Source organism: Streptomyces sp. SID1328, from assembly GCF_009865595.1.
In the GTDB taxonomy this organism is placed as follows: domain Bacteria; phylum Actinomycetota; class Actinomycetes; order Streptomycetales; family Streptomycetaceae; genus Streptomyces; species Streptomyces griseoluteus.
In genome coordinates, this window is the sequence record NZ_WWKH01000824.1 from 1 (window position 1) to 19,379 (window position 19,379).

The following is a 19,379-nucleotide window of genomic DNA, read 5'->3' on the forward strand; positions in this document are numbered from 1 at the left end:
GGGCGGGGGCCGCGTCGGCCGGGGTGGCGGCGAGGCCGCAGAGGAGGGAGACGGCGAGGGACGCGATGCCGCGCCGCGGGAGAGCACTCATACCCACCCCAACGCGCGCCCCCGCCGGACGTTGCGCCCCACCTGCGACACCGCCCGCGGAAGCGGCGCGCGCCTCGCCGGAGAAGCCCTTTGCCCTGCGGGCCAGGTGCCTAGTACCGTGGGGGGCGATTGGTGACACCGCGCTTGCCTGTGTCATCATCTGCACGCACCATTCGCGCGCTCGCGGGAGTGGTTGTGCTGGAGGCGTCGCCTAGTCCGGTCTATGGCGCCGCACTGCTAATGCGGTTTGGGTCTTAAAGCCCATCGAGGGTTCAAATCCCTCCGCCTCCGCCCTGATCCGAAGCCCCGGTCCACCTGGACCGGGGCTTCGGCGTTGCCGGGCTCGTGGCGAGCCCCTGCGTTCGATCTAGGTTTCGACGTTTCCGCAGGTCAGGCAGGGTGCGGGGAACGGATTTCACATGACGGCGGCAGTCATGTAATGTTCTTCCTGTCGCCGGGACGGGCCGAAAGGCCAGGGAAACGGAGACGAAAACAAAAGAACAAGCACTCGTAGCTTAACGGATAGAGCATCTGACTACGGATCAGAAGGTTGCAGGTTCGAATCCTGCCGAGTGCACAGTAAAGAGGCCCCGGAGAAATCCGGGGCCTCTTGCGTTTCCGGTGAGAAGTGAGGCTGGGCGAATCCGCGGCGAGCCGCCCCGCCTCCGGCGGCCCGGTGTCAGCATGGAGCGATGCTGACCGAGGAGGACGCGCGCCGACTGGTGCTCGCCGAGATCGATGCCGTACGGGACCGCGTCGAGTACGACCTTGAGATCCAGCAGGTGGAAGCGTTGCCGTTCGGCTGGATCTTCTACTGGGGCGCGGTCCGGGACGGTCGACGCGGGCAGCGCCCTCCGCTGGGCGGCAACGGTCCCTTCCTGGTCGACCGTGAGAACGAGCGATTGATCGGTCTGCCCACCTGCGCCCCCGTGGCCCGCCAGATCGCCGACTACGAACGCCGCCTGCGGCGCGAGGCCCACGCCAGGAATCTGGCAGCGAAGCAGGCCGCACAGCAGTGCGGTACCGCGCCCCCACCCAGTGCCACCGAGTCCACTTAGCCCAGAGGCCCTGGGGTGTGCCCGTAGGCTCGGGCCAGGAAGCGATGAGGCGGCTGGCGAAGCCGGCCTGGACGAGCGAGTCAGTCGTACGCGTCTCGTACGTCTTCCGGGATCGTGGTGGGGCTGTAGCCGCCGGTGAAGACCGGAGTCGCGAACAGCCCGGCGCGGTACAGCCCGGCGGCATGCGTGGTGACGCGGAGGTCGTGACTGCCCAGTCCGAACCGTCACGCTGACGGGACGCGGCTTATGACGCATCTGGTGGTAGTCCCAGATCCGCACGGCCTGGCGCCACTGGGCCTCGGTGACGGCCTGCTGGTGGTCGTTCGCGGCTCTCTCCCTGTCACCGTCGCGGGGGGCCGGCCCTCGCCGGAGGCCAAGAGCCGATCACCGCACAGACCGGTGGTGATCAGGACGAATCCTGCCCCTCCGGAGTGCGCGTCCTGGATCACGTGAGAGGTCCCTGGCGAGCTCGGGTCGTGCGGCAGACAATGGCGTCGTGACGTTGACTATCTGGGTCGATGACTGGCAAATGCAGTGCTGTGGACAGAACTTCGCGGTGGGGGGCGTCGTCTCATGGACGCTGCTCGAGGCCGATCCGGAGGACTACGCAGACGTCGTCGGGGAGGAACGGGCGGACGAGATCGGCTTCCGCGAGGAGCATCACGGCCGGGCGGGGGAGCGGGCGGCCACCTCGCTGGAGGTGCTGTCGATCGATGAGGTGCACTGCCGTTACGAGGAACGCGCAGGTGCCACGGACCGGATGAACCTTCCCGTTCGGGGCACGGCCGTCCTGGTTCCTGTCGACAGGGCGGACGGGTGGGCCCGGCCCCGGCCGGACGTGGAGTTCGCGGGCTACCTGGTGACCGCCCGGCGCGTCGCGGGTCTGCCCGAGGGTGCCGTCTCGTGAAGCCCCTTCCGCGGGAGAACAGCGAACCTCAGCAGACCGGGGCGTGGCTCGTTCTGTTGAACGTCGCGGCCATGCACGTGAGCGGCGCCCTGCTGTTCGTCGGTCTGGGCTGGATTCCGGCCGTGTCCACGAAGACCTACGGCCAGGTGTTCGGTCTGTTGGCCTGGTTCCTGGTGCTCCATGTTTCCGTCCAGGTACCTGCCGGCATCCTCGTCTCTCGCTGGGCGGCTCGCGGACAGGTGCTCAAGGCCGGCTCGGTTGCGTTGGCGCTGGCCACCTCGGCCGTCTGCGCTCTCCTCTGGTGCGTGGAACAACAGCCGTTCACAGGGGACTTGTGGTGGCAGAGCTGGTGTTGTCTCTGCGTTTCCCTGAGTGGTTACGTGTGGCTGTGTTCCTTGCGCCGCTCCACCGTCCAACGGCTCACGGACCGAGTGAGCCGCCATCTGGGCACTGTCGCCATCTGGGCTCTATTGCGGCCACCCCGGCATGGCCCCCGCTGAAGGACGAACCGTGTGCTGCCTTCCGGACGATGTGCTCCGCGGGGTCAGTCGGACTTCTCCGCCGACAGTTCCACTCGGGACTCGTGTGCCAGCGCCGTGGCTCGGGTGAACCAGTCGGTGATGACCGCCAGTTCGGCCGGTGTGTAGTCGGCGAACAGGGTCATCAGGCGGGTGTAGTGGGGGCCGTAGGCCGCCTCCACCCGGGCCACCGCCGACGGGACCGCCGCCACTCGGACCCTGCGGCGGTCCGTGGGGTCGGGGCGGCGGGTTACGAAGCCGGCGCGTTCCAGGCGGTTCAGGATGCCCGTCACCGCACCCGTCGTGACCTGGATACGGGACGCGAGGTCGCCGGCGGTCAGGAGGTCGGGGCCCGCCTGGAGGACGTAGCCGAAGCAGGTGAGGTCGGTGACGGTCAGGTTCAGCCGCCGGGCCATCTCCTGCTGGCCGATCAGGTGCGCGGCGATGAGGTCGTCCATCGCGGTGAGCGCCTGCGCGGGGGTCGCGGGCGGGCGGGACTTGCCGTCCATCTTTCTTCTTTCCTTAGTTTGTGAGATATTCGAGAGGTAAATCTCTTAGAACGTGAGAGATGTGTGGGAGGCCGTTCCATGAGTCTGTACGACGAGGGTCACACGATTGCCGGGTGGACGGGGTGCGCCATCGCCACCCTCGGCAGTGGTGTCGTGGGTGCCGGAGTGTGTACGGGGTCCGTTCCGGCTCTCGTCGGCGGCGGGGTGCTCGTCGCGGTCAGCGTGCTGGTCACCTGGGTGCTGCATCTCAGTGGGTGGGGGAAGCCGCCGGGCGTCCGGCCACGGGAGGAGTGGCGGATGGGGACGCGGGACACGCAGGCCCGCGGTGGGCATCCGGGGTGCGTGGGCTGCGCTCTCGCCGGCCGGCGTCCGGCGTCCGCGCCCGTGGTCACCCGTGCCGAATCGATACCTCTGTCTCCCATCGAGTGAACGTGCCCTGCACCGGACGTAGTTGCTCGTCAGCCTCCCTAGCTTCCGTGGTGGAGGTGATGCTCGATGTACGAGCACAACGACAGGACCCGGCAGCCCGAGCGGGGCGCCATCGCGATCAGTGACTTCGTCTACGCGGCGACCGGCGCCCGGCTCCGGAGGCTCACCACTCCGGACGGCGAGCACTGGTTCCCCGCCGTGGACGTCTGCAAGCACCTGGGGTACGCACACACCGGTTCCACTCTGCGCAACATCGTCGACCCGGCGTACTTCTCTCCCGCCGAGAGTGTGCTCCTGAAGCACACTCTCAGCATTCCCGCAGGCCGGGAGTGGCGCCGAGACATGAATCTGGTGAACCTTCACGGCCTGATCCAGTTGGTCAACGGCTCCACCAAGCCCGAGTCGCAGCCCTTCAAAGCCTGGGTCTCCGATGTAATCGTCACCATCCAGCGCGACGGCACCTACAGCCTCGACCCCGCCCCGCTCCAGACCACACCGGGCACCTCCTACGTCATGCCCGCACAGGTCGCCGACGCCATCGTCCGCCTGGAGGAGCGCAACCTCCGCGCCGACGAAGCCCTCGCCGCCGCCCAGGCCGAGCACCTCGTCGAACTCCGCCGCGCGAACGACGAGCGCAGCAAGGTAAGCGAACAACTAGGCGCCCTCACGCACCAAGTAACCGGCCTCCAGCACGTCCTCACCCGCATCGCCGACGCCCTCGACCAGATCGTCGACCGAGTGCGCCCCGCCCCTCTCCCCGAGCCGCGCGCACCCCTGACCCCCCAGCACCTCCTCGCCACCTGGCGCGACCGCAACCTGGTCGTCACCGAGGACGTGCACGCCGTCGCCGCCCACCTCGCCCCCGCCCTGGTCCACGGCCCCGTCGCCTGCCGTCTGGAGGACGTCGCGGCCCGCACCGGTCTCACACGCGACCGCGTCCACGACTGCGTACGCATGCTGATCAAGCGGGGCTGTGTACGGCAGAGCGGCAGCGCGGCGGACGGGGTACCCGTCTACTCGCTTCCGTAGCCGAAGAGACTCCGTGGCCGAAGAGGCAGAGCCCGAAGTCGCACTCAGAGGATGCGGCTTCGGGCTCTCCACGCACCGTACCCGTCCCCGCCGCCGGACAGGCGATGTCGGCGGCATCTCCTACCCTCACGAGTGATGGCAGCACAGATGTGGACGTGTACGGGACTGCGCTGGTCCCCGCAAGGGCCGGAGCTGGTCTGGTCCGGTGGCCGGCGCAGCGCACTGACGTGGGGCAAACGGGTCGCCTTCGGCGTACGGGAGGACACCGTGCGGCGCTGCGTGGGCGCGCGGGGGAACGCGTGCCCCACCGGCGCCCCCGTCCCCGCGCGAAGCACCGGCGCCCGCTGCGACAACTGCGCCCGCCTGGACCGCGCGCACTCCGTGGCCGCCGACACGATCGCCGACGACCCCCGCCCCTACCGCGTCTACCTCGCCTGGTTCGGCCCCGGAATGGTCAAGGTCGGCATCACCGCCGTGGAGCGCGGGTCGGCACGGCTGCTGGAGCAGGGTGCCGTCTGTTTCAGCTGGCTCGGCACCGGCCCGCTGATGGCCGCCCGGCGCACCGAGGAGCTGCTGCGGGCCGCGCTCGGCGTCCCGGACCGGATTCCGTACGCCGGGAAGCGCACCGTACGCGCCGCCCTCCCGGCCGGAGCCGAGGAGCGGGCGGCGGAGGTGCGGGAGCTGCACGCACGGGCCGTCTCCCTCGGGAACTGGCCGGAGTCCGTCGTACGAGAACCGTGCCACGTCACGGACCATCTGGCCGCCTTCAACCTCGAGCACGCAGAGCCCGCCACCGGCGCCGTGACGGAGCTGGTCGCCGGAGGACACGTGGCCGGTGAACTCGTCGCCGCCGCCGGACCCGACCTGCACCTGGACACCGGCGGACCCGCACGCGTACTCGTGCTCGACACCCGTCTGCTCCCCGGCTGGGAGCTGATCCCGGCTCAGCAGAACAACGAAATCACCCTGCCCGTAAAGGACTTCGCCGCGCACCAGCACGGCCTCTTCTGACTCTCACCCCTTTCTCAGCGAAATCACAGACTGCCGAAAGGGCTCTCTCAGAGCGTGCGGACAAGGTCTCACCATGACCACGACCTCGCCCCAGGGGCGCACCGAACTGCTGAGGCCGGACGGCAGCCCCGTCCGCGTGCTGGTGGTGGACGACGAGCTGTCGATCACCGAACTGCTGAGCATGGCGCTGCGCTACGAGGGCTGGCGGATAAGGAGCGCGGGGGACGGACAGGGTGCGCTGCGGGCCGCGCGTGAGTTCCGGCCCGACGCGGTGGTCCTGGACATGATGCTGCCGGACATGGACGGGCTGACCGTGCTGAGCCGGCTGCGCCGCGAACTCCCGGACGTGCCGGTGCTGTTCCTCACCGCCAAGGACGCGGTGGAGGACCGGATCGCCGGGCTCACGGCGGGCGGGGACGACTACGTCACCAAGCCGTTCAGCCTGGAGGAGGTCGTGGCCCGGCTGCGCGGGCTGATCCGGCGCTCCGGCGCCACCGACCGTCGCCCGGACTCCGTGCTGGTGGTGGGCGACCTCAGCCTGGACGAGGACAGCCACGAGGTCTGGCGGGGCGAGGAGTCCATCCACCTGACCGCCACCGAGTTCGAGCTGCTCCGCTTCCTGATGCGCAACCCGCGCCGGGTGCTGAGCAAGGCGCAGATACTGGACCGGGTCTGGTCCTACGACTTCGGCGGACAGGCGAACGTCGTGGAGCTGTACATCTCCTATCTGCGCCGGAAGATCGACGCGGGCCGGGAGCCGATGATCCACACCCGTCGGGGGGCGGGCTACCTGATCAAGCCCGCCGTGTCGTGAGGCTCGTGCGCCGCGCGGGCACCCCACGCACCCTGCGGACGCGGCTGGTCGTCGCATCCGTCGTGCTGATCGCCGTGGTCTGCGCGGTGATCGGGACGGTGACCACGCTCGCCCTGCACGAGCACCTGTACCAGCAACTCGACGGCAAGGTGCGGGAGATGGCCGAGCGGGCGGTCGGCCGCCCGCATCCCGGCCCCGGTCCCCTGGACCCGGCCGTCGCCGCGCTCGCCTCGGCGGCGGCCGCCGAGAGCCCCGCCGAACGGGTCACCACCCTGCTCACCCGTGGACCCACCCAGAAGCAGACCGTCGCCGCGTACGTGCGCGACGGCTCGATCGTCTCCGGGGCGGTCTCCGAAGAGCAGAAGGACGGCAGCGGTGTGTTCCGGCGCATGCGCGCGGCCCAGCTCAGCCGGGCCCAGACCGACGCCCTCGCCACCGTCCCCCAGGACGGCGGCGCCCACACCGTCCGCCTCCCCGGCCTCGGCGACTACCTCGTCCGGTACGCGCAGAGCCCCGACGGCACCGACCGGTACTACGTCGCTCTCCCCACCGCCGACATGGACGGCGTCGTCGACACCCTGATCCTGGTCGAGGTCTGCGTCACCCTCGCCGGGCTCGTCGCGGCCTCGCTGGCCGGCACGGTCATCGTCGGTGTCGCCACCCGCCCCCTGCGCCGGGTCGCCCGCACCGCCACCCGTGTCTCCGAACTCCCGCTGCACTCCGGCGAGGTGAACCTCAGCGAGCGGGTCCCGGAGTCCGAGTGCGACCCGCACACCGAAGTCGGCCGGGTCGGCGCCGCGCTCAACCGGATGCTCGACCACGTCAACGGCGCCCTGCACGCCCGCCAGGAGAGCGAGACCCGCGTCCGGCGCTTCGTCGCCGACGCCAGCCACGAGCTGCGCACCCCGCTCGCCTCGATACGCGGCTACGCCGAGCTGACCCGGCGCGGCGGGGAGCAGGTCGGCCCGGACACCCGGCACGCGCTGGCACGGATCGAGTCCGAGGCGGGCCGGATGACCCTGCTGGTGGAGGACCTGCTGCTGCTCGCGCGGCTGGACGCGGGCCGCCCGCTCCAGTTCGGCCGCACCGACCTGGTCCCGCTGGTGGTGGACACGGTCAGCGACGCCCGCGCGGCCGGCCTCGACCACACCTGGCGGCTGGACCTGCCCGACGAACCGGCGCCGGTGACCGCCGACGCGGCCCGGCTCCAGCAGATCCTGGTCAACCTGCTGGGCAACGCCCGCAGCCACACCCCGCCGGGCACCACGGTGACCGCGCGGGTGCGCAGGCAGGGCGCCCGGATGTGCGTACAGGTGGCGGACGACGGTCCGGGCATCCCCGCGGCGCTGCTGCCGCACGTCTTCGAGCGGTTCGCGCGCGGCGACTCCGCCCGCACCCGCGCCACCGGCTCCACCGGGCTCGGCCTCGCCATCGTGCGGGCCGTCGTCACCGCGCACGGCGGCACCGTGGACGTCGAGAGCCGGCCCGGACGGACCGTGTTCACCGTACGGCTGCCCGCCGCCGGGCCCGAGCCGGTTCCGCACTCACAGCCGGGCCACAGCGTCACCACACGGGCGCGACAGGGGAGGTGAGAAGAGTCGGTCCCATGCGAACCGACTCTTCTCCCGGCACCCTCCCGGCACGGGAGCACCTCCCTGCCACGGCCGCCGGCACCCCGGTGCTGGACGTGGTGATCCCCGTCTACAACGAGGAGAAGGACCTGCGCCGGTGCGTGCTCGGACTGCGGGAGCACCTGGCGCGCACCTTCCCCTACGCCTTCCGGGTCACCATCGCGGACAACGCCTCCACCGACGGCACCCCGCTCATCGCCGCCGAACTCGCCGCCCGCCACCCGGACGTGACCAACGTCCGGCTGGAGCGCAAGGGCCGGGGGCATGCCCTGCGCACGGTGTGGTCCGCCTCCGACGCGCCGGTCCTCGCGTACATGGACGTCGACCTCTCCACCGACCTCAACGCCCTGCTCCCGCTGGTCGCCCCGCTGATCTCGGGCCACTCCGACCTGGCGATCGGCTCCCGGCTCAGCCGGACCTCGCGGGTGGTGCGCGGGCCGAAGCGGGAGTTCATCAGCCGGGCCTACAACCTGATCCTGCGCGGCTCGCTCCAGGCGCGGTTCTCCGACGCCCAGTGCGGCTTCAAGGCGATCCGGCGCGAGGTGGCCCAGGTGCTGCTGCCGCTGGTGGAGGACACCGGCTGGTTCTTCGACACCGAGATGCTGGTGCTGGCCGAGCGGGCGGGGCTGCGCATCCACGAGGTGCCGGTCGACTGGGTCGACGACCCGGACTCCACCGTGCGCATCGTGCGCACCGCCACCGACGACCTGAAGGGCGTGTGGCGGGTGGGGCGGGCGCTGACCACCGGTTCGCTGCCGCTGGACCGGCTGGCCCGGCCGTTCGGCGACGACCCCCGCGACCGCGAGATCACCGACGTGCCCAAGGGGCTGGCCCGCCAGCTCGTCGGGTTCTGCGTGGTCGGCGGGCTCTCGACCCTGTTCTACCTGCTGCTCTACAGCGGCTTCAGGCAGTTCGGCGGCTCGCAGGCGGCCAACGCGCTCGCCCTGCTGCTCTCCGCGCTCGCCAACACGGCCGCCAACCGGCGCCTCACCTTCGGGGTGCGCGGCCGGGGCGGAGCGGTACGGCACCAGGCGCAGGGGCTGGTGGTCTTCGCCATCGGCCTCGCCCTGACCAGCGGCTCGCTGGCCGCCCTGAACGCGGCCACCACCAGCCCCGCGCACACCACCGAGATCGCGGTCCTGGTCGTCGCCAACCTCGCCGCGACCGTCCTGCGCTTCCTCCTCTTCCGCGCCTGGGTCTTCCCGGACCGCCGCGACCCCGCGCCCGTACCCGGCCCGACCACTGCGGCCTACGCCGAACCCACCACCATCTCTACGGGGGACCCCCGATGACCACCCAGTACGACCAGCCCCCGCAGGTTGCCGAGACGCCACCGGCGCCACGGGCCTCCCTCGCACACCGTGCGTGGCGCGGCCGTCCCGAGGACCCGAGCTGGGCCCGTCCCGCCTTCTGGGCGCTGCTCGCCGCGACCTTCGTGCTGTACCTGTACAACCTGAACGCCTCCGGCTTCGCCAACTCCTTCTACTCGGCGGCCGTGCAGGCGGGCAGCACCTCCTGGAAGGCCTTCTTCTTCGGCTCGCTGGACGGCGGCAACGCCATCACCGTCGACAAGCCCTCGGCGTTCCTGTGGCCCATGGAACTGTCGGTCCGGGTCTTCGGCCTGAACTCCTGGGCGGTCCTGGTCCCCCAGGTGCTCATGGGCGTCGGCTCGGTGGCGGTCGTGTACGCGGCCGTACGGCGCCGGTTCAGCGCGGTGGCCGGACTGGTCGCGGGCGCGGTGCTGGCGCTGACCCCGGTCGCGGCGATGATGTTCCGGTTCAACAACCCGGATGCGATGCTGGCCCTGCTGATGGCGCTGGCCTGCTACTTCACCGTCCGCGCGGTCGAGGACGGCCGGACCCGCTGGCTGGTCTGGGCGGGGGTCGCCATCGGCTTCGCCTTTCTCGCCAAGACCCTCCAGGCGTTCCTGATCCTGCCTCCGCTGGCGATCGTCTACGCGGTCTGCGCGCCGGTGCGGGTGGGCAGGCGGCTGGTGCAGCTCGGTCTTGCCACGCTCGCGCTGGTGGTGTCCGGCGGCTGGTGGGTCGCGGTGGTCGAGCTGTGGCCGGCCTCCTCCCGCCCGTACATCGGCGGCTCGCAGCACAACAGCTTCCTGGAGCTGACCTTCGGCTACAACGGGCTCGGCCGGATCAACGGCGACGAGACCGGCAGCGTCGGCGGCGGAGGCGGCGGCATGGGCGGCGGCGGTGGCCGCTGGGGCTCGACCGGCTGGGACCGGATGTTCGGCGCCGAGGTCGGCGGCCAGGTCTCCTGGCTGCTCCCGGCCGCGCTGGTCCTGCTGGTCGCGGGCCTGTGGGCCACCCGCAAGCTGGGCCGCGCCTCGGTCACCCGCGCGTCGTTCCTGGTCTGGGGCGGCTCGCTGCTGATCACCATGGCGGTCTTCAGCTACATGGCCGGCATCTTCCACCAGTACTACACGATCGCCCTCGCCCCGTACCTCGCCGCCGTGATCGGCATGGGCACCGGACTGCTGTGGGAGCGCCGCAAGGAGACCTGGGCGGGCTGGGCGCTGGCGGCCGCCTCGGTGGCCTCGGGCGCCTGGGGGTACGTGCTGCTCAACCGCACCTCCGACTACCTGCCCTGGCTGAAGTGGCTGGTGCTGGCCGGCGGGCTGCTCGCCGCGCTCGGTCTGTTGTTCCTCGGCCGCGCGCCCCGGAACCTGGCGCTCGGCGCGGCCGCGCTGGGCCTGGCCGCGGCGCTGGCGGGGCCGACGGCGTACACGCTGAGCACCGTGAACTCCGCTCACACCGGGTCGATTCCGACGGCCGGGCCGGCGGGGGCCGGCATGATGGGGTTCGGCGGGGGAGGGCCGGGCGGCCGGGGCATGCGCGGGGGCTTCCCCGGCGGAATGCCGGGCCAGGGTCAGAGGCAGCAGGGCCAGACCCCGCCCGACGGCGGCACCGGCCAGAACGGCCAGGGCTTCCCCGGCGGCGGCTTCCCGGGCCAGAACGGCCGGCCGGGCCAGGGCCAGAACGGCCTGCCCGCCCCGAACTTCCCCGGCAGCACCCGCACCGACGAATCCGGCCGCATGGCCGGCCCCGGCGGCGCGGGCGGCCTCCTCAACGGCGCCACCGTCTCCACCAAGGCCAAGAAGCTCCTCCTGGCCGACGCCGACTCCTACACCTGGGCAGCCGCCTCCACTGGCTCGCAGAACGCGGCCAGCTACCAACTCGCCACGAACAAGGCGGTGATGGCGATCGGCGGCTTCAACGGCACCGACCCCTCCCCGACCCTCGCCCAGTTCAAGCGGTACGTCGCCGACGGCAGGATCCACTACTACATCGCGGGCGGGGGCATGGGCATGGGCCGCACCGGCGAGGCCCGAGGCGGCATGGGGGCCGGCGGCACCGCCACCTCCATCAGCACCTGGGTAGAGGCCAACTTCAAGAAGGTGACGGTCGGTACGGCCACCTTCTACGACCTCACCCGGAAGCAGGCCGGCTGACCGGAAACACCCTCGGCCGATAATGCCGTACACCGTATAGGGGAATCGCTATACGGTGTACGGCATGTCCGCTCCCGACGTCTCGGCACCACCGCTCCCGAGGGCCCCCGAGGGCCACCCCCGCCGCTGGCTGATCCTGGGCGTGATCTGCCTCGCCCAGCTCACCGTGCTGCTCGACAACACCGTGCTGAACGTGGCGATCCCCTCGCTCACCCACCGGCTGCACGCGGCCACCTCCGACATCCAGTGGATGATCAACGCGTACTCGCTGGTCCAGTCCGGCCTGCTGCTCACCGCGGGCAGCGCCGCCGACCGGTACGGCCGCAAGAAGATGCTGATCGCGGGCCTCACGGTGTTCGGGCTCGGCTCGCTGGCCGCCGGACTCTCCACCACCACGGGGCAGTTGATCGCCGCCCGCGCGGGCATGGGCATCGGCGGCGCGCTGCTGCTGACCACCACGCTCGCCGTCGCCATGCAGATCTTCGCGCCCGAGGAGCAGCCGAAGGCGATCGGCATCTGGGCCGCGGTCAACTCACTCGGCTTCGCGGCCGGCCCGCTGATCGGCGGCTTCGTGCTCGACCACTTCTGGTGGGGCGCCATCTTCCTGATCAACCTCCCCGTGGCCGCCCTTGGCGTGGTCGCCGTGGTGGCCCTCGTCCCGGAGTCGAAGGCCACCCGTGCCGTCGGCGCCACGGGCCTGCCCGCCCGCCCCGACCTGCTGGGCGCGCTGCTCTCCACGATCGGCATGACCGCCCTGGTCTTCGCGGTCATCTCCGGCCCGCACCACGGCTGGACGTCGGCCCGCGTGCTCGGCTCGGCGGCCGTGGCGGTGGCCGTGCTGGCGGTGTTCGCGTACTGGGAGAGCCGGGTCGAGGAGCCCATGCTCGACCTCGCGTTCTTCCGGGACCGCCGGTTCACCGGTGCGGTCGCGGGCGCGGTGCTCATCACCTTCGGCATGGGCGGCGCGCTGTTCCTGCTCACGCAGCACCTTCAACTGGTCCTCGGCTACGGCCCCTTGGAGGCGGGCGCGCGCACCGCACCGCTGGCGCTCACCGTGGTCCTGCTCAACTTCAGCGGGCTCTCCGCCAAGTGGGCGGCCAGGCTGGGCACGCCGGTGGCGATCGCGCTGGGCATGGCGCTGATGGCGGGCGGCCTGGTCTCCATCGCCGAGCTGGCCTCGTCCGGGTACGCGGGGACGCTGCTCGGTCTGGTGCTGATCGGCGCCGGGTGCGCGCTGGCCAACCCCGCCATGGCGCACGCGATCATGAGCGCCATCCCGCCGGAGAAGGCCGGGGTCGGTGCCGGGATCAACGGCACCCTGGCCGAGTTCGGCAACGGTCTCGGGGTGGCCGTGCTGGGCGCGGTGCTCAGCTCCTTCCTGGCCGACGGCCGCACCCTGTCGGCCGGGCTCAGCGCCGGCCAACTGGTCGGCTCCGTCTCCGTGCTGGCCGGTGGCCTGGTCGCGGCGGCCCTGCTGAAGCGGGCCCAGCGCGATGCCGCCTGAGCCGGGGTGGTTGAGCCGCCCGGACCTGGCAAGGTGTGCGGTGAGCGACGGCCCACGGAGGGAAGCCCGGTGGTGAAGGAAGACGGCCCCCAGGAGGGCCGCCCCAAGGCCGAGCGGCGCGGCAGCGTCTGGGTGACCGGCAAGGAGCGGCGCGGCCGGGGCGGCCAGCCCTCCGGCCTGGACCGGGACCGGATCACCGCGACCTCGGTCGCCCTGCTGGACGCCGAGGGCCTGGACCGCTTCTCCATGCGCCGCCTGGCGGGCGAGCTGAACGTGACCGCGATGTCCCTGTACTGGTACGTCGACACCAAGGACGACCTGCTCGAACTCGCCCTGGACACCGCTTTCGGCGAGCTTCCGCTGCCCGACGCGGAGGACACGGAGGCCGACTGGCGCGAGCAATTGCGCACCCTGGCCACCGAGTACCGGGCGATGATGGTCCGCCACCCCTGGCTCTCCCCGATCGCGGGCCGCTTCCTCAACATCGGCCCGAACTCCCTGGCCTTCTCCCGCGCGGTGCAGCGGGTGGTCGGCCGGGCCGGGCTGCCCGCACACGGGGTGACGGGCGCGATCTCGGCCGTCTTCCAGTTCGTGTACGGCTACGGCACGATCGAGGGCCACTTCCACGCCCGGATCGCGGACACCGGGCTGAGCGCGGACGAATACTTCCAGCAGTCCCTCACCGTGGCCTCCGAGGTGGCCGGCACCTCGGAGGTCATGCGGGAGTCCCGCGCCCTGATGGACGCGCGCGGCGGTGACACGGTGCAGGAGATGCTCGACCGGGACTTCGTCTTCGCCCTGGACCTGCTGATCGCGGGCATCGAAGCGATGGTGGCCCGCGGCTGACCCCCGCGAGGGCCGGCCACGGGCCACCAAGGTGCCGTTCTACGAGTCGGACGCCAGCCGCGCCGGGAATCCGCCCGTCGCCACCGGCCCCCACCGCTCCGGCGTGACCCGGATGATGGACTTGCCCTGCTCGGCCATGGCCTTGCGGTACTCGTCCCAGTCCGGGTGCTCACCGGCGATGTTCCGGTAGTACTCGACCAGCGGCTCGACGGACTCCGGGGTGTCCAGCACCTCGGCCGTGCCGTCGATCTGGACCCAGGGGCCGTTCCACTCGTCGCTCAGCACGATCAAGCTGACCCGCTCGTCCCGCTTGGCGTTGCGGGTCTTGGCCCGCTCCGGATACGTGGAGGCCACGATCCGGCCGGAGCCGTCCACCCCGCAGGTCAGCGGGGAGCCCTGCGGCGAGCCGTCGGAGCGCCGGGTCAGCAGGATGGCGCGATGGCGGGGTCGTACGAAGTCCAGCAATTCCTGCAGGGTCACTTTGGTGTTCGTAGCGATGTTGGGTGCCATGCGCCGAGCCTAGGACCTTGTCCCGTCAGAGCGAGGGCAGCGCGTCGCCCTGGACCGCCTGGATGTCCAGCTCGATCCGCAGGGTGGTCCCGATGGCGGCGATGCCGGCCTGGAGGACCTGGTTGTAGTTCATGGCGAAGTCGTCCCGGTGCAGCTCGGCCGTCGCCCGGAACGCGGCCCGCGTGCCGCCCCAGGGGTCGGCGCCGGTGCCGAGGTAGGCGAGGTCCAGGTCGACCGGGCGGACGATCCCGCGCATCGACAGCTCGCCGTGCACGGTCCACCGGTCGGGCCCGGCCTGGGTCAGCCCGGCCGAGCGGTAGGTCAGCTCCGGGTACTTCGCCACGTCCAGGAAGTCGGCGGAGCGCAGGTGGGTGTCCCGCATCCCGTTGCCCGTGTCGATGGACTCGGCCCGGATGACCGCCTCCACGCGGGACTTGGTGATGTCGTCGGGGGCGATCTCGATGCTCCCGCCGAACTCGGTGAACCGGCCCCGCACGCTGGAGATGCCCAGGTGCTGCGCGACCGCGCCGACCGAGGAGTGCACCGGGTCGATGGTCCACGGACCGGGCGGCGGCAGCTCGCTGCCGCCCTGCCGGGCCAGGGTGACCACGCCGACCTCGGCCCGGCCGCTCGCGGTGACCAGCGCGCTGGAGGCGACGGGCGCGTACCCGACGGCGGTCACGATCACCGTGTACGCCCCCGGAGCCAGCGCGGTGTCGTCGCGCACCACGCCCTCGGCGTCGGCCTCGGCCCGCAGCACCTGCGTACCGGTCATGTCGGCCACCGTGACCACCGCGTGCGAGACGGCCCAGCCGTCACGGGTACGGATTCTCGCGGTCAGTGCCATGGCGTTCTTCTCCCTGCGCGGCTGAGCGCGCGTCGGTCAGGGGACCGGCCCGTGGCCCGCTTTTTCGAAGGCGGGCCACGGGCCGGTCGGGTGAACTACTCGCCGGGGTGGGCGAGTTCGATGTCGTGGCCGTCCGTGCCGGTTCCGGCGACGGTCAGCGCGGTGGCCACCGGCGGGTAACCCGTGGCGATCACGGTGTACTCGCCGCCGTCCAGGTCGGTGAAGGCGTACGCGCCGTCCGCACCGGTGGTGGCGGTGCCGACCACGTTGCCCGCCTGGTCGACCAGGGTGACGCGGGCGTCGGCCAGCGGACCGTGCGGGGCCCGGACGACACCGCTGAGCACCGCGCCGGTGTCCAGGTCGACCTCCACGCGGGTGATGCCGGTGGTGGCGACCTCCACGGGCAGCGCGCGCGGCCGGTAGCCGGCGGCGTTGACCGCGATCGTCACGGTGCCGGGCACCAGCTCGGTGAACCCGAACTCGCCCTGCTCGCCGGTCTGCGCGGCGGCCAGCAGATCACCGCGCACATCGGTGACGACGACCATCGCGTCCTTCACCGGCAGCGCGTTCCCGGCCGCCCGGACCACACCGGTCAGCCCGCTGGTGCCGCTGAGCAGGATGTCGTACGACAGCGGCTCCTCGCCCACCACGACGGTGGACGCCTGCGGCTGGAAGCCGTCCGCGGAGGCGATCAGCACGTACGAGCCGGTGCCGGGGGCGGCCAGCGCGTAGGAGCCGTCGGCCTGGGCGACCGCGCGGCCGAGCTGGCGGCCGGCCAGCGAGATCAGCGTGACCGCCGCACCCGGGACCGGGGCGCTCTCGGCGCCGCGCACGAATCCCCGCACCGGCGTGCCGCCGGCCGGAGTGGTCTCGCCGGCCATGGCGACGGCCGTCACCTGCGGGGCGGTCGCGGCCGTGGTGGCCGTGCCGTCGGCCGAGGGGGTGCCCTCGGCGGTGGCGAAGGCCATGGCCGGGACCTGCTGGGCCTCGGCGACCGCGGGGGCGGCGGCCGGGTCCGTGACGGGGGCCTCGGACTCGGAGGACTGCGCGAGCGCGCCCTTCGTCTTCAGCGGGACCTCCTTGATGAACAGCGTGATCAGGAAGGCGACGGCGGCGAGGCAGCCCGCGATGAGGAAGACATCGGCGATGCCGTGGCCGTAGGCGCTCTCCAGCAGGTTCCGGATCGGACCCGGCAGCGCGTTCATGTCCGGGATGGTGTCGGTCGAGCCGGACTGCGCCATGGCGGCCTGGTACTTCGGGCTCAGCGAGCCGATGCCGTCCGTGACGTAGTGCGTGATCCGGTGGGCCATCACCGCGCCGAGCGCCGAGACGCCCACCGCGCCGCCCAGGGAGCGGAAGAAGGTGACCGTGGAGCTGGCCGAGCCGAGGTCGGAGGGCGCCACCTGGTTCTGCGTGGCGAGCACCAGGTTCTGCATCATCATGCCGATGCCGAGACCCAGCAGGGCCATGAAGATGGCCATCTTCCAGTAGTCCGTGTCGTACCGGATGCCGCCCAGCAGGAGCAGACCGGCGGTGACCAGGACGCCACCGCTGACCAGCCACGCCTTCCAGCGGCCGGTACGGGTGATGAACTGGCCCGAGACGGTCGAGGAGATGAACAGACCACCGATCATCGGGATGGTCAGGATGCCGGACATCGTCGGGGACTTGTCGCGGGCGAGCTGGAAGTACTGGCTGAAGAACACGGTGCCGCTGAACATGGCCACGCCGACGAACAGCGAGGCGAGCGAGGCCAGCGTGATGGTGCGGTTCTTGAACAGGCGCAGCGGGATGATCGGCTCGCTGGCCTTGGCCTCGACGAGCACGAACAGCGCGCCGAGCACGATCGAGCCGGCCACCATCGTGTAGGTCTGCCAGGACAGCCAGTCGTACTTGTCACCGGCGAAGGTGACCCAGACCAGCAGCAGCGAGACGGCCGCGGAGATCAGCGCGGCGCCGCCCCAGTCGACCTTGACCTCACGCTTGACCACGGGCAGGTGCAGGGTCTTCTGCAGCACGATCAGCGCGATGATCGCGAAGGGGACACCGACGTAGAAGCACCAGCGCCAGCCCAGCCACGAGGTGTCGGTGATGACACCGCCGAGCAGCGGGCCGCCGACGGTGGCGACGGCGAAGGTCGCACCGAGGTAGCCGGAGTAACGGCCGCGCTCACGCGGGGAGATCATCGCCGCCATGACGATCTGCGCCAGGGCGGACAGACCGCCGACGCCGATGCCCTGGACGACACGGCAGGCGATCAGCATGCCGGGGTTCTGCGACAGACCGGCCGCCATCGAGCCGACGACGTAGATGACCAGGGCTATCTGGACGAGCGCCTTCTTGCTGTACAGGTCGGCGAGCTTGCCCCACAGGGGGGTGGCGGCCGTCATGGACAGCAGGGCCGCGGTGACGACCCAGGTGTAGGCGGACTGGCCGCCGCCGAGGTCACCGATGATGTGCGGGAGCGCGTTGGAGACGATCGTGGACGACAGGATCGCCACGAACATGCCGAGCAGCAGCCCGGAGAGCGCCTCCATGATCTGCCGGTGGGTCATCGGGGCCTCATCGGCCCCGCCCCCGTGCTTGGCGTGAGCCCGCACACCGGATGGTGTGGTCGTTGCCATGGGCTTCCTTTACTTACGTGATCGCGGGTGTACGGGTTTCTGCGGAAACGGGGGCGGCCGGTCTCGGCACACCGGAGCGGCAGTCGCCGAACGACGCGCGCAGCCGGGTCATGAGCTGGATGAGCTGGGCGACCTCGTCGTCGGTCCAGTCGCTCAGCCGCTCGGCGAGCAGCCGGCTGGTGCGCAGCGACAACTCCACGAGCTGGTCGTTGCCCGCGGGCGTCAGGCGCAGGATGCGCGAGCGCTTGTCCGCCGGGTCCGGGGACCGCTCGATCCAGCCGCGCGCGGCCACGTGGGCGACATGCCTGCTGGTCACCGACATGTCGACGGCGAGCAGCTCGGCGAGCTTGCTCATGCGCATCTCCTCGTGGCGGCCGAGCAGGGTCAGCACGGCGGCCGAACCGGCCGGGCAGTCGGGCGGGAGTATCCGCCCGATGTCGCGCTTCACGGCGCCGACGGCACTGAGCTGACGTGCCAGCTCCTCGAACTGCGCCTGCTCGGCCATCACACCTCCCGTATTCGTTGCTTTGGGCAACCATAGAGATACTTGGTTGCTGTAGGCAAATAGATCGGGGGGTGATGGCGCAAAAACTTGGCAAAGGCAAGTATTGCGATCGTAAACGTGCAGGTGGACGCGGGCGACCTGCCCGCCTCTGTCTCCATGGCCCCGCACTTGGGGTGGGCACCCGGATTCGCTAGTGTCTCGGCCCATGGCTAACACCCAGGGCCCCCAGGGCAATTACGACCCCGCAGGCAGCACTCAGATGTTCCGCGCGTTCGTCGACGAGACTCCCCCGGCTCGCCAGCAGGAGGCGGCTTCCTCCGGTCCCCGCGTCGGCCTGATCATCGGCGTCATCGTGGCCGTGGCCGTCGTCGCGGCCGTCGCCTGGCTCGCGCTGAAGTGACCCCCGGCTCCCTCAGGGAGCCCCTCAAAAGGCCGCGGCCCGCGTCCGCGCCGAAGCGCGCGACACGGGCCGGGCGGGCCTTTCGGTCCGTCGGTCTCCGGGACCGTCAGTCCGAGACGAGACCCTCGCGGAGCTGGGACAGCGTCCGGGTCAGCAGCCGCGAGACGTGCATCTGCGAGATGCCGACCTCCTCGCCGATCTGCGACTGGGTCATGTTGGCGAAGAAGCGCAGCATGATGATCCGGCGCTCGCGCGGCGGCAGCTTGGCCAGCAGCGGCTTGAGCGACTCCCGGTACTCCACGCCCTCCAGCGCCGTGTCCTCGTAGCCGAGGCGGTCGGCCAGCGAGCCCTCGCCGCCGTCGTCCTCGGGGGCCGGGGAGTCGAGCGAGGAGGCGGTGTAGGCGTTGCCCACCGCCAGACCGTCGACCACGTCCTCCTCGGAGACACCGAGCGCGGCCGCGAGCTCCGGCACGGTCGGGGAGCGGTCGAGCCGCTGGGACAGCTCGTCGCTCGCCTTGGTCAGCGCCAGGCGCAGCTCCTGGAGCCGGCGCGGCACCCGCACCGACCACGAGGTGTCGCGGAAGAACCGCTTGATCTCGCCCACGACCGTCGGCATGGCGAACGTCGGGAACTCCACGCCCCGTTCGCAGTCGAAGCGGTCGATCGCCTTGATCAGGCCGA

At 71.4% G+C, this 19,379-nt stretch carries 19 protein-coding genes, 2 tRNA genes and 1 pseudogene; 15 read left to right on the forward strand and 7 right to left on the reverse strand.

The features are described from left to right. The first annotated feature begins 290 nt into the window (after positions 1-290). From GT030_RS26345 to GT030_RS26355, 3 genes are all read left to right on the forward strand, one after another. A tRNA-Ser gene (locus GT030_RS26345) sits at positions 291-381 on the forward strand. Between the two features lie 213 nt (positions 382-594). After that, positions 595-667 (forward strand) — tRNA-Arg (locus GT030_RS26350). Positions 668-782: 115 nt separating this feature from the next. After that, positions 783-1,148 carry a hypothetical protein gene (locus GT030_RS26355; RefSeq protein ID WP_161203246.1) on the forward strand — a complete coding sequence of 122 codons (366 nt, stop codon included), beginning with the start codon at positions 783-785 and terminating at the stop codon, positions 1,146-1,148. A gap of 113 nt (positions 1,149-1,261) precedes the next feature. Here GT030_RS26355 and GT030_RS36765 read toward each other — a convergent pair. Beyond that, positions 1,262-1,403: pseudogene (locus GT030_RS36765) on the reverse strand (YdcF family protein); the annotation flags it as partial. A 241-nt stretch (positions 1,404-1,644) separates the two neighbouring features. Here GT030_RS36765 and GT030_RS26360 point away from each other — a divergent pair. Both GT030_RS26360 and GT030_RS26365 read left to right on the forward strand, forming a co-directional pair. Next, complete coding sequence (locus tag GT030_RS26360; protein WP_161203247.1) at positions 1,645-2,055, forward strand: DUF6578 domain-containing protein; 411 nt, start codon at positions 1,645-1,647, stop codon at positions 2,053-2,055. After that, complete coding sequence (locus GT030_RS26365; RefSeq protein WP_161203248.1) at positions 2,052-2,555, forward strand: hypothetical protein; 504 nt, start codon at positions 2,052-2,054, stop codon at positions 2,553-2,555. Before GT030_RS26360 ends, GT030_RS26365 begins: the two co-directional genes overlap by 4 nt. A 44-nt stretch (positions 2,556-2,599) precedes the next feature. On the opposite strand, the gene GT030_RS26370 is transcribed toward GT030_RS26365, so the two are convergent. Continuing rightward, a complete protein-coding gene (locus GT030_RS26370) occupies positions 2,600-3,082 on the reverse strand; it encodes a MarR family transcriptional regulator (RefSeq protein WP_161203249.1) in 483 nt (160 codons plus the stop codon). 78 nt (positions 3,083-3,160) lie between these two features. On the opposite strand from GT030_RS26370, the gene GT030_RS36770 reads away from it, so the two are divergent. The 9 genes from GT030_RS36770 to GT030_RS26415 all read left to right on the forward strand — a co-directional run bounded on the left by GT030_RS36770 (position 3,161) and on the right by GT030_RS26415 (position 13,812). Continuing rightward, positions 3,161-3,511, forward strand: coding sequence for an HGxxPAAW family protein (locus GT030_RS36770; protein ID WP_237522838.1), 351 nt, complete (start codon positions 3,161-3,163; stop codon positions 3,509-3,511). 66 nt (positions 3,512-3,577) lie between these two features. Then, positions 3,578-4,540 (forward strand): Bro-N domain-containing protein, encoded by a 963-nt coding sequence (locus tag GT030_RS26380; protein WP_161203250.1) that lies wholly within the window; start codon positions 3,578-3,580, stop codon positions 4,538-4,540. A 135-nt stretch (positions 4,541-4,675) separates the two neighbouring features. After that, positions 4,676-5,551, forward strand: coding sequence for a DUF2797 domain-containing protein (locus GT030_RS26385; RefSeq protein WP_161203251.1), 876 nt, complete (start codon positions 4,676-4,678; stop codon positions 5,549-5,551). A gap of 73 nt (positions 5,552-5,624) precedes the next feature. Then, the gene (locus GT030_RS26390) at positions 5,625-6,365 is read left to right on the forward strand and encodes a response regulator transcription factor (protein WP_030806287.1); all 741 of its coding nucleotides are present in this window, start codon (positions 5,625-5,627) and stop codon (positions 6,363-6,365) included. Next, entirely contained in the window at positions 6,362-7,957 is a 1,596-nt protein-coding gene (locus tag GT030_RS26395; RefSeq protein ID WP_161203252.1) for a HAMP domain-containing sensor histidine kinase, read from the forward strand. Before GT030_RS26390 ends, GT030_RS26395 begins: the two co-directional genes overlap by 4 nt. A gap of 14 nt (positions 7,958-7,971) precedes the next feature. Continuing rightward, positions 7,972-9,288, forward strand: a complete 1,317-nt coding sequence (locus GT030_RS26400) for a bifunctional glycosyltransferase family 2/GtrA family protein (RefSeq protein WP_161203253.1) — start codon at positions 7,972-7,974, stop codon at positions 9,286-9,288. Beyond that, positions 9,285-11,462: a glycosyltransferase family 39 protein gene (locus GT030_RS26405; RefSeq protein ID WP_161203254.1), complete on the forward strand. Its 2,178-nt coding sequence runs from the start codon at positions 9,285-9,287 to the stop codon at positions 11,460-11,462. The genes GT030_RS26400 and GT030_RS26405 overlap by 4 nt, the downstream gene beginning before the upstream one ends. Positions 11,463-11,526: 64 nt before the next feature. After that, entirely contained in the window at positions 11,527-12,966 is a 1,440-nt protein-coding gene (locus GT030_RS26410) for an MFS transporter (protein ID WP_161203255.1), read from the forward strand. Positions 12,967-13,035: 69 nt separating this feature from the next. Next, positions 13,036-13,812, forward strand: coding sequence for a TetR/AcrR family transcriptional regulator (locus GT030_RS26415; RefSeq protein ID WP_346009752.1), 777 nt, complete (start codon positions 13,036-13,038; stop codon positions 13,810-13,812). A 39-nt stretch (positions 13,813-13,851) separates the two neighbouring features. Here GT030_RS26415 and GT030_RS26420 read toward each other — a convergent pair whose 3' ends face one another. The 4 genes from GT030_RS26420 to GT030_RS26435 form a co-directional block, all read right to left on the reverse strand. Further along, positions 13,852-14,322 carry a PPOX class F420-dependent oxidoreductase gene (locus GT030_RS26420; RefSeq protein ID WP_161203256.1) on the reverse strand — a complete coding sequence of 157 codons (471 nt, stop codon included), beginning with the start codon at positions 14,320-14,322 and terminating at the stop codon, positions 13,852-13,854. Positions 14,323-14,347: 25 nt separating this feature from the next. After that, a complete protein-coding gene (locus GT030_RS26425; protein ID WP_161203257.1) occupies positions 14,348-15,169 on the reverse strand; it encodes a YceI family protein in 822 nt (273 codons plus the stop codon). Positions 15,170-15,264: 95 nt separating this feature from the next. After that, the gene (locus tag GT030_RS26430) at positions 15,265-17,793 is read right to left on the reverse strand and encodes an MFS transporter (protein WP_202460587.1); all 2,529 of its coding nucleotides are present in this window, start codon (positions 17,791-17,793) and stop codon (positions 15,265-15,267) included. Positions 17,794-17,806: 13 nt separating this feature from the next. After that, positions 17,807-18,298 carry a MarR family transcriptional regulator gene (locus GT030_RS26435; protein WP_086690073.1) on the reverse strand — a complete coding sequence of 164 codons (492 nt, stop codon included), beginning with the start codon at positions 18,296-18,298 and terminating at the stop codon, positions 17,807-17,809. 205 nt (positions 18,299-18,503) lie between these two features. On the opposite strand from GT030_RS26435, the gene GT030_RS26440 reads away from it, so the two are divergent. Further along, entirely contained in the window at positions 18,504-18,698 is a 195-nt protein-coding gene (locus GT030_RS26440; protein ID WP_030806323.1) for a hypothetical protein, read from the forward strand. A 106-nt stretch (positions 18,699-18,804) separates the two neighbouring features. On the opposite strand, the gene GT030_RS26445 is transcribed toward GT030_RS26440, so the two are convergent. Then, positions 18,805-19,379: SigB/SigF/SigG family RNA polymerase sigma factor (locus GT030_RS26445; protein WP_161203259.1), on the reverse strand; the 575-nt coding region annotated here is incomplete at its 5' end.